Annotated in this window: 13 protein-coding genes; 10 read left to right on the top strand and 3 right to left on the bottom strand. The window is 73.8% G+C overall.

The features are described from left to right. Positions 1-537: 537 nt before the first annotated feature. Complete coding sequence (locus AB0F10_RS39015) at positions 538-1,065, top strand: SigE family RNA polymerase sigma factor (protein ID WP_360637469.1); 528 nt, start codon at positions 538-540, stop codon at positions 1,063-1,065. A gap of 17 nt (positions 1,066-1,082) precedes the next feature. Continuing rightward, a complete protein-coding gene (locus tag AB0F10_RS39010; protein ID WP_360637466.1) occupies positions 1,083-2,315 on the top strand; it encodes a hypothetical protein in 1,233 nt (410 codons plus the stop codon). A 149-nt stretch (positions 2,316-2,464) separates the two neighbouring features. On the opposite strand, the gene AB0F10_RS39005 is transcribed toward AB0F10_RS39010, so the two are convergent. From AB0F10_RS39005 to AB0F10_RS38995, 3 genes are all read right to left on the bottom strand, one after another. After that, positions 2,465-3,817, bottom strand: a complete 1,353-nt coding sequence (locus tag AB0F10_RS39005) for a M20/M25/M40 family metallo-hydrolase (RefSeq protein WP_360637463.1) — start codon at positions 3,815-3,817, stop codon at positions 2,465-2,467. Positions 3,818-3,925: 108 nt separating this feature from the next. Beyond that, the gene (gene aqpZ, locus AB0F10_RS39000) at positions 3,926-4,741 is read right to left on the bottom strand and encodes an aquaporin Z (RefSeq protein WP_360637461.1); all 816 of its coding nucleotides are present in this window, start codon (positions 4,739-4,741) and stop codon (positions 3,926-3,928) included. A gap of 123 nt (positions 4,742-4,864) precedes the next feature. Next, positions 4,865-5,542 (bottom strand): adenosylcobinamide amidohydrolase, encoded by a 678-nt coding sequence (locus tag AB0F10_RS38995; protein ID WP_360637458.1) that lies wholly within the window; start codon positions 5,540-5,542, stop codon positions 4,865-4,867. A gap of 165 nt (positions 5,543-5,707) precedes the next feature. On the opposite strand from AB0F10_RS38995, the gene AB0F10_RS38990 reads away from it, so the two are divergent. The 8 genes from AB0F10_RS38990 to AB0F10_RS38955 all read left to right on the top strand — a co-directional run bounded on the left by AB0F10_RS38990 (position 5,708) and on the right by AB0F10_RS38955 (position 13,658). Beyond that, positions 5,708-6,964 (top strand): SGNH/GDSL hydrolase family protein, encoded by a 1,257-nt coding sequence (locus tag AB0F10_RS38990; RefSeq protein WP_360637455.1) that lies wholly within the window; start codon positions 5,708-5,710, stop codon positions 6,962-6,964. A 31-nt stretch (positions 6,965-6,995) separates the two neighbouring features. Continuing rightward, the gene (locus AB0F10_RS38985) at positions 6,996-8,132 is read left to right on the top strand and encodes a LuxR C-terminal-related transcriptional regulator (RefSeq protein ID WP_360637452.1); all 1,137 of its coding nucleotides are present in this window, start codon (positions 6,996-6,998) and stop codon (positions 8,130-8,132) included. A gap of 95 nt (positions 8,133-8,227) precedes the next feature. Then, positions 8,228-9,088, top strand: a complete 861-nt coding sequence (locus tag AB0F10_RS38980) for a class II fructose-bisphosphate aldolase (RefSeq protein ID WP_360637449.1) — start codon at positions 8,228-8,230, stop codon at positions 9,086-9,088. Next, positions 9,085-9,852, top strand: coding sequence for an HAD-IA family hydrolase (locus tag AB0F10_RS38975; protein WP_360637446.1), 768 nt, complete (start codon positions 9,085-9,087; stop codon positions 9,850-9,852). Before AB0F10_RS38980 ends, AB0F10_RS38975 begins: the two co-directional genes overlap by 4 nt. Next, complete coding sequence (dhaL, locus tag AB0F10_RS38970) at positions 9,849-10,499, top strand: dihydroxyacetone kinase subunit DhaL (protein ID WP_360637443.1); 651 nt, start codon at positions 9,849-9,851, stop codon at positions 10,497-10,499. Before AB0F10_RS38975 ends, dhaL begins: the two co-directional genes overlap by 4 nt. Continuing rightward, positions 10,496-11,491, top strand: a complete 996-nt coding sequence (dhaK, locus tag AB0F10_RS38965) for a dihydroxyacetone kinase subunit DhaK (RefSeq protein ID WP_360637440.1) — start codon at positions 10,496-10,498, stop codon at positions 11,489-11,491. Before dhaL ends, dhaK begins: the two co-directional genes overlap by 4 nt. A gap of 153 nt (positions 11,492-11,644) precedes the next feature. Continuing rightward, positions 11,645-12,145 (top strand): hypothetical protein, encoded by a 501-nt coding sequence (locus AB0F10_RS38960; protein WP_360637437.1) that lies wholly within the window; start codon positions 11,645-11,647, stop codon positions 12,143-12,145. 370 nt (positions 12,146-12,515) lie between these two features. Beyond that, complete coding sequence (locus AB0F10_RS38955; protein ID WP_360637434.1) at positions 12,516-13,658, top strand: hypothetical protein; 1,143 nt, start codon at positions 12,516-12,518, stop codon at positions 13,656-13,658. Positions 13,659-13,799: the final 141 nt, after the last annotated feature.

Raw genomic sequence — 13,799 nt, 5'->3', positions numbered from 1 at the left:
CCCAGGCCACCGCGGCGGATCCGGCACGCGGAGGTGCCGCCGAGCCGGGCCGGTCAGCGGGCGCGCCGCGCTTCCGCGGCGACTCGGGCACGACCTCGGGCCGCGATGCCGGAGCTGAGTATTCGAACACGGGTACCCCCGGAGTCGACACGCTGCCTCCAGGCTGACAGATCGACCCGGCGGCGAACAGGGCGCGGGCGTGACAACCGGGCGGTCCGCCACGCCCGTCTGAGGGGTGACGACCGCGCTCGCCGGGCTGCGGCGCCCGGTGGGTGAGCGGGAACGACCGACAAGGGATCGAGAGGCCGATGATGCCGTCCGCATTCGAACTGCTGCGACCGCTTGACGACGGACCGCATACTCCATCCACGGTGGACATCGGACGCGCCATCGCCGACGGACGCCGGCTACGCGGGCGGGCAGATCGGCGATGCGGCGGACACACCACGGCCCGCGCGAAATCAATACACCGGCACGGACAACCGGGCGGTCACCCACGCCCGTCTGAGGGTTGATTACCCAACGGAGGGCGGCACGATGCGGGATGGTTCGGAAGAGGAGTACGTCGACTACGTCACGGCGCGGATCCCCGCGCTGCGCCGGCTGGCATATCTCCTGGCCGGCGACGAGCATCGCGCCGACGACCTGGTACAGCAGACCATCACCACGCTGTACGTGAAGTGGCGGCGGGCCTGCACCGCCACCCACCTCGACAGATATGTCCGGACCATGCTGGTCCGCGCCTACCTCGACGAGCGGCGGCTGGCGTGGGCGCGGGTCCGGCTGGTGCGCGAGACACCCGAGCGGACGGCACCGGGCCAGGACGCCGGCGTCGAGGACCGCCAGGTGCTGCGGGCGGCGCTGGCCCAGGTGCCCCGCCGGCAGCAGGCCGTGCTGGTGCTGCGGTTCTTCTACGACCTGCCGGTCGACGAGGTGGCCGCGACGCTCGGCTGCACCTCCGGCACGGTCAAGAGCCAGACCTCGCGCGGGCTGGCCACGCTGCGACGCCTGCTGGGTGAGCGGGAGCTCGCGGGGGCGACCTACGAGGGATCAAGGAGCCGATGATGCCGTCCGATTTCGAGATGCTGCGACCGCTTGACGACGAGCCGCGCACGCCGTCCACCGTGGATGTCGGGCGGGCGATCGCCGACGGACGCCGCCGTCGGCGCACCCGCCGCGCCGCCGGATACGCGGGCGCCGCGGTGGTGACCGCGTTCGCCGTCGCCGGCGCGTCGTTCGCGGGAGGGCTGATCACGGGTCACACGCCGCAGAACGCGGCGACGCACAGCGCCGTCAAGCCGAAGCCGTCCGCGTCCAAGGCGCCGACGCCGAAGCCGCCGACCAGTTGCACCATCGACCGGCTGCCCGTGCCGGACCAGGAGCCGATGGCGCTGGTCAGCGGCGGCGACCCCACCGGCCGGTACATCGTCGGGCGCACGTACCCGAAGGCCGGCGGCTACCAGGCCGTCATCTGGCACGACGGCGAGGTCCGCAAGGTGCTGCTCCCCGACGACGGCCTCGAGGAGGGGCTCGAGGACGTCAACTCCTCGGGTACCGCCATCGGATGGAGCTTCGCACCCTCCGGCGACGACGCCGACCAGGGCCAGGTGCCGTACGTCTACCGGAACGGCAGGGTGTCGAAGCTGCCGGGCGTGCTGCGCGGAGCCGCGAACGCGATCAACGACGCCGGGGCGATCGTGGGCGAGAACGGAAGCGGCGACGCGCTGCTGTGGACGTCGGCGACCGCGAAGCCGACCCGGCTGGCGGTGCCCTCCCGCGCCTCGGAGTCCAGCGCCGCCGACATCGACGAGGACGGCACGGTGGTCGGCACGGTCGACGGGCTGCCGTACGTCTGGCTCCCGGACGGCACCCAGCACCAGCTTCCGCTGCCGAACCTGGGCGGCAGGCCCGCCCTGAACGCCACGGTCTACAGCATCCGCAACGGCTGGGCGACCGGGGTGGCCACCAACGGCGGCGGCACCATCGGGGCGAAGGCAAGGGGCGAGCAGGCCAAGGGCGAGGCCCTGTCGGAAGCGGTCCGGTGGAACGTGCGCACCGGCGAGGTGCGCGAGTACGCCGGCCTCCTGGCGGGTGCGAACGCGGTGAACGCGCAGGGCTGGCAGGCCGGGGTGGATGAGCGGGGAAACGCGGTGTTCGTCGCCGCCAAGACGATCAAGCTGCCGAGTCTGGCCGGCCAGAAGACGCAACCGCTGGCCAACATCGCGAGTTCGCTGAGCGACGACGGGCGCACCATCGGCGGGCAGTCGGACGACGCGACGGGCACGATCCAGGCGGTCGTGTGGCGCTGCAAGTGACGTAGCCCGGCAGATCATGCGGTGGTCCGCCCCGGTGCCGGGCCGGACCACCTCGGGGGCCGGAGGTCAGTTTCCGGCGACGGGCCGGCCGGTCCGAGCAGCGGCCGACGTCGAGTCGGCCGGGGTGCCCCGGACGGCCTCGGTGTCGCTCATCGCGTTCCCTGCTCACCCAGCCGCTGCAGGAGCAGCGCCTGGGCGACGACCATGCTCTCGATCTCCCGCGGGTCGACGCTCTCGTCGGAGGAGTGGATCCGTGCGGCGGCGACGTCCTCGGGACCCCACAGGACGAACTCCGCGCCGGGCGCGGCCCGCTGCAGGGTCTGCAGCAGCGGGATGGAGCCGCCGCAGCCGGCCTCGCCCGCCGGCTTGCCGTAGGCCTCGGCCAGCGCCGCCCGCGCGGTGGCGTAGCCCGGCCCGCCGGTGTCGCACAGGAACGGCGGCGCCTCCTTGGAGCGCTGCACCTCGACCTGGGCGCCCCACGGTGCGTGGGTCCGCAGGTGCTCGACGAGCGCGTCGAGTTCCTTGACGGGATCCGAGCCGGGCACGACTCTCATCGAGAGCTTCGCCCGGGCCTGCGGGATGAGCACGTTGGAGGAGCCGGCGATGTCGGTCATGTCGAGCCCGATGACGTTGATCGACGGGTGCGCCCAGAGCCGGTCGCCGATCCGGCCGGTGCCGGTGAGGCCCACCCCGTCGAGGATGTCGGCGCTGGCCCGGAAGTCCTCCTCGCTCAGCTCGGCGCCCGCCCAGACGCCGCGCGAGACGCCGTCGACGGCCACGTCGCCGGCGTCGTCGTGGAGCGTGGACAGCAGGCGCGCCATGGCGATCATGGCGTCGGGGGCGGGCCCGCCGAACACGCCCGAGTGCAGCGGATGCTCCAGGGTGCGGACGGTGACGACGCACGCGACGTCGCCGCGCAGGGCGGTGGTCAGCGCCGGCTCGCCGACCTGGAGGTTGCCCATGTCGCAGATGACGAACAGGTCGCAGGCGAACAGCTCGGGATGCGCCTCGACGAACGCCTCGAGGTTGCTCTCGGTCTCCTCCATGCCCTCGAGGATGAGCTTGACCGTGCAGGGCGGCTTCCCGTCGAAGAGCTTCATCGTGCCGAGGTGGGTGACCAGGCCGCCCTTGTCGTCGGCCGCGCCACGGCCGTAGATCCGGCCGTCGTCCTTGCGGGTGGCCGTCCAGGGGTCGCTGGTCCAGCCCTGCTCCGGCGGCGCGGGCTGCACGTCGTAGTGCGCGTAGAGCACCACGACCGGGGAGCCCTCGGGCCCGGGGATCTCCCCGTAGATGGGCGGGTAGCCGGACGGCACCTCCATGAGCCGCGCGTCGGCGAACCCGACCTCGCGGAACATCCGCAGGGTCCGCTCGGCCATCCGGTCCACGGGCTCGGACGGGTAGCCGGGGAAGGCGATCGACGGGATCGCCACCAGCTTCTCCAGGTCCTCGATCAGTCCCGGCATCAGGGCGGCGGTCCGGGCCGCGATCTCGTGTGCCTGCATCGATGTGCTCCGCTTCGAAGGCGTGCCGTGAATCAGACATCACCCATCGTGTGGCGCGGCCTCACACGTCACCTCATCCGCATCGGATGACCTTGTATAGGCCGAGGCTCAGTGTTCGACTTGGCGCCGCTCGCGGCCGCTGACGTACCCCTGGTGGTGGGGCAGGTCTCCCGCGGAGACCTCGGCCTCGGCCGTGTCCTGCGCCTCGGAAGCGATCTCCTCGGTGCCGTCGTCGCCCACCACAAAGCGGTAGCTGACGCCGGCGACGGCCCCGCCGATCAGCGGTGCCAGCCAGAACAGCCACAGCTGTCCGATCGCCCAGCCGCCGGCGAACAGCGCCGGGCCGGTCGAGCGGGCCGGGTTCACCGAGGTGTTGGTCACCGGGATGATGACCAGGTGGATGAGGGTCAGGCACAGGCCGATCGCGAGCGGGCCCATGTTCTTCGGCGCCCGCCGGTCGGTCGAGCCGAGGATGACCATCAGGAACGCCGCGGTCATCACCAGTTCGGCGACCGCCGCGGAGCCCAGCGAGTAACCGCCGGGTGAGTGCTCGCCGTACCCGTTGGCGGCGAACCCGCTGGTCGAGGCGTCGAAGCCGGCCTGGCCGGAGGCGATGATCCACAGCACGCCGGACGCGGCGATCGCCGCCACCACCTGGGTGATGATGTACGGCAGCACGTCGCGGCCCGGGGTACGCCGGCCGAGCCACAACCCGACGGTGACCGCCGGGTTGAAGTGCCCGCCGGAGATGTGCCCGAACGCGTACGCCATGGTCAGCACGGTGAGGCCGAAGGCGAGCGATACGCCGACCAGCCCGATGCCGACGCCCGGGAACTTCGCGGCCAGTACCGCGCTGCCGCACCCGCCCAGCACCAGCCAGAAGGTGCCGATGAACTCGGCGCCCAGGCGCCTGGAAAGAGTCATGCGAGGCTCCCATGTCCCGTCGGAAGAGCATCGAGGGGCAACCGACGGGGGGAGCGGCGGCCGGCTACCGGCCAAGATTAATCCGGCCGGGCCCGCGGCGAGGCGAGTTGGGCGATCCCGCCCTCAGCCCGCGATCGCCCGGCGCTCGGACCACGACTGCACGCCCGCCAGGTTGACCGCGCCGCCGTCGAGGACGGCCCGGTGCGCGGCGCGGGCCAGCCGGCGGCCCCACTGCGAGCGCGGCCCCGCGTAGTCCGCCGCCGCACCGCCGGGCGGGCAGAGCACGGCGACGGCGTCGGTCGCCGTGCCGGTCGCGGCCAGGCCCAGCTCACGGATCGCCTGCGTCTTGGCCTCGGTGATGGTGGCGACCGCGTTCACCAGGGCGCCGTCGCTCAGCCGCCGCGGCACCCAGGCCACGACGTTGACCGTGCCGGCGTGCGGCGCGACCACGCCGGCGCCGGCGTCGGCGGCCTGCACCGGCGCGCCGAGACCGACCGTGGCCCAGATCCGGACCCCGCCGTCGCCGGCGTGCACCACGTCGGCGACGTCGACGCCGGTGAGCAGGCCCACGCCGGGTCCGGACAGCGCCAGCCCGGCGGCGATCTCGCGCAGGTGCGCGGCCGGGTCACCCCGGTCGTACGACATCGGCACGGTCGCGTTGACCAGCCACCGGCACGGCCCGATCCCGCCGCCCAGCACCGCGGACGAGATCGCGATCGCCGGCTCGGGCAGGCGCCAGACCAGCAGCGGAACGTCGTGGCCGCCCTCGGCGCGGTGGGTCAGTACCGGTTCGGCGATCACTCACCGACCCTAACCGGGCCGGGCCGGACGCCGCTCACGGGCGTACCGAAAGATGGTTTTCGATGTCTTGACATGGCGCCGGGTCTGCGCTGGGCTGATGGGGAATGTCCTCTCAGCGGATCGCGGAGGCCGACGATGGCTGCGCCCACCACCAGATTGAGGCGGTTGATCGGCACCGCCGTCGCGACGGCCGGCGTCGCGATTCTCACCCTCGCCGGCTCGGCCGTCGCCGACGCCGGGCCGGCCGCCTGGACCGGCACCTGGAGCACCGGGGTGACCGGCGCGGCCACCGCGCCGATGCCGGCGACCGTGTTCGAGGACCAGACGCTGCGCCAGATCGTCCACGTCAGCATCGCCGGCCGGTCGGTGCGGGTCCGGCTGTCCAACGAGTACGGCACCGAGCCGCTCGTGATCGGCGAGGCGCGCATCGCCCGGCGCGCCACCGCGGCGCGGACCGTCCCCGGCACCGACCGCCGGCTCACCTTCGGCGGCAGCTCCTCGTTCAGCGTCCCGCCGGGCGCGCCCGCGCTCAGCGATCCGGTGGCGCTGACCGTGCCCGCCGGTTCCGACCTGGCGGTGAGCATCTACCTGCCGCGGCGCACCGCCGGCGCGACCGTGCACAGCTCCGCGTTCCAGACCAACTACGCCGCCGCGGGCAACGTCACCCGCTCCCCCGCGCTGACCGGCGCCACGACCTCGACGTCCTGGTACTTCCTCTCGGGCGTGAGCGTCGCCGCCTCGCCCCGGGCGGCCTCCGTCGTGGCGTTCGGCGACTCCATCACCGACGGCGCGATCACCACCGTCGACGCCAACCACCGCTGGCCGGACCTGCTGGCCCGCCGGCTGGGCCGCCTCGCCGTGCTCAACAAGGGCATCGGCGGCAACCGCCTGCTGTACGACGGCAACACCCTGCCCGACGGCCAGTTCGCCGGCCTCGGGCCGATCTTCGGCGACAGCGCGCTCAGCCGCTTCGACCGCGACGTGCTCGCCCAGCCCGGCGTCCGCTACGTGATCGTGCTGCTCGGCATCAACGACATCGGGCAGCCCTCGTCGATCGCGCCGCCGTCGGAGGCGGTGACCGTCGGCGAACTGATCTTCGGGTACCGGCAGCTGATCGCCCGCGCCCACGAACGCGGCCTGCGGATCTTCGGCGCCACCCTGACGCCGTTTAAGGACACCACCATCCCCGGCTATTACAGCGAGGCCGGCGAGGCCAAGCGGCTCGCGGTCAACCGGTGGATCCGCGCGGGCGGCGGCTACGACGGCGTCATCGACTTCGACCGGGCCGTGCGGGACCCGGCGCAGCCGGGGCGCATGCTCGCGCGCTACGACAGCGGTGACCACCTGCACCCCAACGACGCGGGCATGCAGGCGATGGCCGACGCGATCCCGCTGCGACTGTTCGGCGACGCGGGCCGTTGATTCGCCGCCCGGGTGAACATAGGTTCGACCTATGTCGCCGCATGCGGGCGGCCGCGACGCGGCGGCCGGCTCAGCCGGTACGGCCGGAGAGGTCTTCCGCCTCGACGAGGCGGTCGCCGACGTCTACGGCGATCTCCGGCTGGCCCCCGTGCTGCGGCGCCTGCTGCGGCACACCAGCCGGCTGACCGGCTCGGTGGCGGGCAGCGTGTCGATTGTCGACGCCGACCGCGGCTGCTACGTCAAGGTCGCCGAGTACGGCGCCTACTGCCGGCTGGGCCACTCGTTCCCGCTGGACGAGGGGGCGACCGGCCGTGCGTTCGGCAGCCGCCGCCCGGTGGTGATCCCGGACTACGGGCAGCTGCGGGCCGGTCACCTGGCCGCGGCGCATCCGGCGCGCAACGGCCCGGCGGCCGCGGTGCCGATCTGGTGGCGCGGCGAGGTGATCGCGGTCAGCGTCGCCTTCGCCCCGGCGGCCGGCACGCTCTCGCCTCGCGGCGTCGACGAGCTGGAGGCGCTGACCCAGTCCGCGGCCGCCGCGATCGTCGAGTCCGGACGGCGCGATCCGTCGCTGGCCGCGCTGATCCGGCGGCGCTTCGCCGGCGACCCGGGCCGCGCGGGCGCCCGCGCGGTGATCACCGAGGCCGGCGTGGTCCGCCCGGTCTCCGACCAGGTCGCCCGGGTGGCCGCGGACCTGGTGGCCGAGGCGGGCCGGGCGGCGGCGCGGCGGCGGCCGCATCCGCGGCTGCGCGTCGCGCTCGTCTACCACCCGCACGGCCTGCGGGTGCTGGTGCAGGACGAGACGACCGGCGCGGCGGCGTCCGGCGCGGACCCGCTCGGCATGGGCACCGGCACCTGGGACGAGCTGCTGCGCCTGGCCGGCGGCGGGGTCACGGTCGAGCACGTGCACGGCTGGGGCGTGCTGGTGCGCGCCGACCTGCCGTACTCGGTGGACGCGCCGCAGGTGCGGCCCGCGCCGTTCACGCCGCGGGAGGCCGAGGTGCTCGAGCTGCTGCGCAAGGGGCTGACCTACCGCGAGATGGCGAGCCGCCTCGCGCTGTCCACGAAGACCGTTGAGAAGCACGTCGGCGCGATCATGCGCAAGACCGGCGCCTCCAACCGTACGGCCGCGGTGGTCACCGCCCTGGGCAACGACTGGCTCCGCGGCTGACCCGCGGCGCCGCGGCGCCGGGATGGGGATTCTCCCCCATACCGCCGGACGCCCGCGCGGGTCTTGACTGGCAGCGACCGGCGGAGGGAGGCATCGTGCCCGTCGTTGCCCTGAAGGAGATGCTCGATCGCGCGCTGGCCGGGCGGTACGGGGTCGGCGCCTTCAACATCGTCAACGACCTGACCATCGAGGCCGTGATCGCCGCCGCGGAGCAGGAGCGGGCGCCGGTCATCCTGCAGACGTCGGTCAAGACCGTCGACATGTACGGCCGCCGCCGGCTGCACGACATCTTCCAGGCGCTGGTACGCGGCGCGGAGGTGCCGGTGACCCTGCACCTGGACCACTGTCCCCAGCGGTCGGTCATCGCCGACTGCCTGCGGGGCGGCTGGAACTCGGTGCTGTTCGACGCGCACGAACTCGACGTGGCGGAGAACCTGCGGCAGACCACCGAGGTGGTGGCCGAGGCCCGCCGGGCCGGCGCGCACGTCGAGGGCGAGATCGAGGGCATACAGGGCGTCGAGGACGACCTCGGCTCCGACGAGGCCTCGGTGGTGCAGAGCCTGGAGGTCGCGGTCGACTTCATCACGCGTACCGGGGTGGACTGCTTCGCGCCGTACCTCGGCAACGCGCACGGCCGGTACAAGCAGGCGCCGGTGCTGAACGCCCAGCGGGTCAGCGACCTGGTCGCCGCCACCGGCGTACCGATGGCGCTGCACGGCGGCACCGGCCTGTCCGACGAGCAGTTCACCGACCTGATCGCCCGGGGCTGCGCGAAGGTCAACATCTCGACCGCGCTCAAGGAGACGTACCTGAAGTCGAGCCTGGAACTCCTGCGGGAGGCCGCCGAGCGCGACCGGTGGGACCCGCCGTCGCTGTTCCGGCACCAGCGCGCGGCGGTGGTGGACATGGCGCGGCGGCACATCCGGCTGTTCGGCGGGTCTGGACGCGCGTGGTGACCGCCCTCGTCTTCGACTGCGACGGCGTGCTCGCCGACACCGAGCGGCACGGCCACCTGCCGGCGTTCAACGCCACCTTCGAGCGGTTCGGCCTGCCCACCCGGTGGAGCGAGGACGAGTACGCCGGGAAGCTGAGGATCGGCGGCGGCAAGGAGCGGATGGCGAGCCTGTTCGAGGATCCGGCGTTCGCCGCGAGGCTCGGCGACGGCGACCGGTCCGAGCTGCTGCTCACCTGGCACCGGGCGAAGACCGAGGCGTTCCGGCGGCTGGTGTCCGAGGGCCGGATCCCGGCCCGGCCGGGCGTCACCCGGATCATCCACGGCGCGCTGCTGGCCGGGTGGACGGTCGCGGTGGCCTCGACGTCGGCCGAGGAATCGGTACGCGCGGTGCTGGAGAACGCGGTGGGCTCGCGGGCGGCCGGGCTGATCCCGGTGTTCGCCGGCGACGTGGTGCCGGCCAAGAAGCCGGATCCGGCGATCTACCGGCTGACGGTGGACGAGCTCGGCCTGAACCCCGCGGACACGCTGGTGATCGAGGACTCCCGCAACGGGCTGCTCGCGGCGACCGGCGCCGGGCTCCGCTGCCTGGTGACGCTCAGCGGCTACACCCGCGACGAGGACTTCGCCGAGGCGGCGCTTGTCGTCTCGGAGCTCGGCGATCCGGGCCGGCCCCCGGTCGAGGTGCTGGCGAACCGGAGCCGCGCGCGCCCGGGCACCTACCTCACCCTCGATGATCTGCGCGCCTGTCTGGAGGGACTGCGATGAGCGGCAACGCGTTGCCGGGCGCCGAACTGGTGGTCCGCACGATCGCCGAGACCGCGATCGAGAACGAGAGGTACTTCGGCGATCTCGATGCCGTGGTCGGCGACGGCGACCTCGGCTACTCCCTCGCCCGTGGGTTCGAGAAGCTGCTCGACGGCTGGGACGGCATCGACCGCGGCGATGCCGGCGCGTTCCTCAAGCGCACCGGGATGATCCTCGCCTCCCGGATCGGCGGCACCTCCGGACCGCTCTGGGGCACCGCCTTCCTGCGCGCCGGCGCCGTCGCGGGCTCCGCCGCCGATCTGTCCGGCGAGCAGGTGGTCGCGATGGTGCGCGCGGCCGTCGAGGGGATCAAGGCACGCGGGCAGTCGGACGTCGGGGACAAGACGCTGCTGGACGCCCTCGTGCCGATGGCCGACCGCCTCGAGCGGGAGTTCGCCGCCGGCGCCGGAGCCGGCGATGCCCTGCGTGCGGCCGCCGCGACCACCCGGGAGGCGGCCGAGGCGACCAGCGCGATGGTCGCGAGGCGCGGGCGCGCGGCGTACACCGGCGAGCGCAGCAGGGGTTCCGTCGACGCGGGCGCCACCGCGGTGGCGGTCATCGTCGAGCGGATCAGTGAAGCCTGGCAGAGACAAGGAGCGACGTCGTGAAGAAGTTCGTCAACGATCCGAAGAACTACGTGGCCGAAATGCTCGAGGGCGTCGCCCTGGCCAACCCGGAAAGCCTCAGGTACGTGCCGGAGTACAACCTGATCATGCGTACCGACGCGCCCCGCGAGGACAAGGTGTCGATCGTCCAGGGTTCGGGGTCGGGGCACGAGCCGGCGCACGTCATGGCGGTCGGCCGCGGCATGCTCGACGCGGCCTGCCCGGGCGACGTGTTCGCCGCCCCTCCGATGGACTACGTGTACGAGACCGCGAAGCTGCTCGCCTCGCCGAAGGGCGTGCTGCTGCTGGTGAACAACTACACCGGCGACCGGATGGCCTTCGACATGGGCAAGGAGATGGCCGAGGCGGACGGCGTACGCGCGGAGATCCTGACCGTCAACGACGACGTGGCGGTGCAGGACTCCACCTACACGGTCGGGCGCCGCGGCGTGGCCGGCAACTTCTTCGTCATCAAGGCCGTCGGTGCCGCCTCCGAGCGGGGCGCGGACATGGCGGAGGTGCTGCGGATCGGCCGCAAGGTCAACGACGTCACCCGCACCATGGGCGTCGCGCTGACCGCCTGCACGCCGCCCGCGAAGGGCTCGCCGCTGTTCGAGCTCGGTGGCGACGAGATCGAGTTCGGCGTCGGCATCCACGGCGAGCCGGGCCGCGAGCGTCGCAAGATCAAGGAGGCGGACGCGATCGTCGACGACATGCTGGAGGCCGTGGCCGGCGACCTGCCGTACTCCTCCGGCGACCGGACGGCGCTGATGATCAACGGCCTCGGCGGCACGCCGATCAGTGAGCTGTACATCCTCTACCGGCACGCGCACCGGCGGCTGGCGGAGCGGGGCATCACCGTCGGGCGCAGCTACGTCAACGAGTACTGCACGTCGCTCGACATGGCCGGCGCCTCGCTGACGCTGGTGCGGCTGGACGACGAGATCGACGACCTGCTGGGCGCGCCCGCCGAGGTGGCCGCGCGGATCTTCTGACCCACCAACCCGGCGGCGGCCGGGCCGGCAGGGGCGGCCCGGCCCGCCATAGAAGAACATCTCTGGACGGGCGGGGCAACACGACGTATGGTCCTAGGCATTCATGGGAGCGCTCCCATCCCGCTCCCCCGGGACCACCAGCAGGAGGATCCGATGCGCCGGGCCATGCAGGCATTGGTTATCGGCGGTGCGCTGCTCCCGGCGGCCGCCTGCGGCGCCGCGACGAACCCCGCGCCCGGCGCGGGCGGCGGCGCGCCCGCCGCCCCGGCCCCCGGCGCGGCGGCACCGAGCGTCGACGGCTCGATCAGGTCCGCCTGCGAGGCCCTCGGCCAGGTGTACGGCAAGAACCTGGCCCCGGTCGCCAAGGCGCTCACCGACCTGGTCGCCGCGCAGCGGTCCCCCGGCGACGACAAGGCGCACCTGCGGCAGGTGCAGCAGTCGCTGACCGCGTTCGCGGCCGCCATCCGCGCGGCCACCCGGGACAGCACCGACCCGCAACTGCGCGCCGACGGCGAGCAGACCGCCAAACAGATACAGGCCAAGGCCGCCGACGCCGGCTTCATCCGCGGGGTCAAAACCGACCAGGACGTGAACACGGTGCTCGGCCCCACCATGAAGCAGTGGCTGTCCCCCGTCGCCGCACACTGCTCCTGACGGGCCGCAGCTGCCCGGAAACGCCCGCTTGCACCACCGCGTCGGTGCTCTTCCTGATCGAGGCCGCCGCGACCCCGGGCCTCAAGGGCCGCCCCCGGGTGCTGAGGCTGCTCGCCGGCATCGGTGAGTCGGCCGGCGCCCGGCCCCAGCGGCGAGTGGCCCGACCGCGCCCACCGGGCGGTGCAGATCGCCTACCCGCTCTACGAGCACCTGGCCCTCACCGGGGCGCGGCCGAAGCTCCGGCGGGCGGCCGTCGCGGCCATGGTGGCCTGCCCCGACCACGCGGAGCGCGCCGCGACCGTTCTGATGGGCCGGGTCAGCGCCGAGCCCAGCCCCGCGGTGCAGGTCGACATGGTCGAGGCCGACCCGGGTGCGGCTGCTGGCCCGGGCGGTGCACGGCGCCTCGGCGGAATGGCTGAACAACGCCCGCTGGGCGACCGCCGGCCTGGCCGCGAGCTGGCGCGGCGACTACACCGAGCTGGTGCGGGCGTTCGCCGAGCACCTCGACGACGCCGACCGGGAACGGCAGCGCATCGCCGTCCAGGCGCTCTCCCGGCTGGGCCCGCTGACCGCGCCCGCCGCGGACGCGATGCTGGCCCAGGTCGACCGGGCGCTCGCCGCGGGCCGGCCCGCGTACGACCCGGGACAGGGCGGGTACTGGCTGCCGGAGGGTGCCACGTTCGCGCTGGTGAGCCTGCTCGCCGACGCCGGTGACGCCCGGATCCTGCCGGCCGTCGAGCAGGTGCTGGCCGGCGAGCGGCTGCCGCGATACCCGGGCGGCCTGGTCCGGCGGCTCGGGCCCGAGACCGAGCCGATGGTGATCGACGCCGCCCGGCGCTGCCTCGCCGCCGGCGACACCGAGCGGTTCCACAACCTCGCGTACGGCTGGCCGGCGCTGGCACCGGAGTCGATGCCGCTGCTGCTCGCGGCGCTGGCCGTGGCCGAGCCGGACGTCTGCGACATCTGGGCCGCCGGCGCCCTGGGGCCGGCCGCCGCGGACGCCGTCCCCCTGCTGCGGGGCCTGCTCGACGCCGAGGAACCGTCGATCGTCCGGTCCGCGGCGAACGCCCTGCACGCGATCGGCGTGGACTTCGACGAGCTGCTGGCGACCTACCGGCGCCTGATGACCGAGCCCTGGGACCGGCACCGTGTCGTGCTCGCGCTGACCGACGTCGGCCCGGCCGAGGCGCCCCTGGCCGGCCTCGTCCGCGAGGCGATGGCCGACCCCGAGGACGGCCGATGGGCGGCGCGGGCGCTGTGGCGGATCACCGGCGACGCCGACGCCGCCCTGCCAGTGCTGCTCGACGGCTGGCGGCGGCGGCACCAGTACCCCGCGCTCGCCGAGTGCCTCGCGGAGCTGGGGCCCCGCGCGGCGGCCGCCGAGCCGCTGCTCCGCGCCGAGCTGGCCAACCCGCGGCGGGCCACCAGCGAGGGGAGCAGCAGCGGGATCGAGGACGACGAGACGTTCCTGGCGAGCGTCCGGAACGCGCTCGGCGCCCTATCGTGCGCCTGACTTGACGGCGGCTAGACACAACGTTGAGGTCCGCGGCGCACAGTTACCGGCATGACCAAGACCGAGCCGCTGACCGACACCGCCGCACTGGCGCTCCGCAGCGTGCTCGACCGCGGCGCCGTCCAGCCCGCCTTCCAGCCC

This window comes from Actinoplanes sp. NPDC026623 (assembly GCF_040638275.1).
Lineage (GTDB): Bacteria > Actinomycetota > Actinomycetes > Mycobacteriales > Micromonosporaceae > Actinoplanes.
Note: the sequence above shows the minus strand (reverse complement) of the source record. Positions and strands in the feature narration are given on the sequence as shown.

Excerpts from the sequence above, each read along its gene's own strand:
- AB0F10_RS39010 (WP_360637466.1), top strand. The coding sequence starts at position 1,083 with ATGCTGCGACCGCTTGACGACGAGCCGCGCACGCCGTCCACCGTGGAT.
- AB0F10_RS38960 (WP_360637437.1), top strand. The coding sequence starts at position 11,645 with ATGCGCCGGGCCATGCAGGCATTGGTTATCGGCGGTGCGCTGCTCCCG.
- aqpZ (WP_360637461.1), bottom strand. The coding sequence starts at position 4,741 with ATGACTCTTTCCAGGCGCCTGGGCGCCGAGTTCATCGGCACCTTCTGG.
- AB0F10_RS39015 (WP_360637469.1), top strand. The coding sequence starts at position 538 with ATGCGGGATGGTTCGGAAGAGGAGTACGTCGACTACGTCACGGCGCGG.
- dhaL (WP_360637443.1), top strand. The coding sequence starts at position 9,849 with ATGAGCGGCAACGCGTTGCCGGGCGCCGAACTGGTGGTCCGCACGATC.
- AB0F10_RS38985 (WP_360637452.1), top strand. The coding sequence starts at position 6,996 with ATGTCGCCGCATGCGGGCGGCCGCGACGCGGCGGCCGGCTCAGCCGGT.
- AB0F10_RS39005 (WP_360637463.1), bottom strand. The coding sequence starts at position 3,817 with ATGCAGGCACACGAGATCGCGGCCCGGACCGCCGCCCTGATGCCGGGA.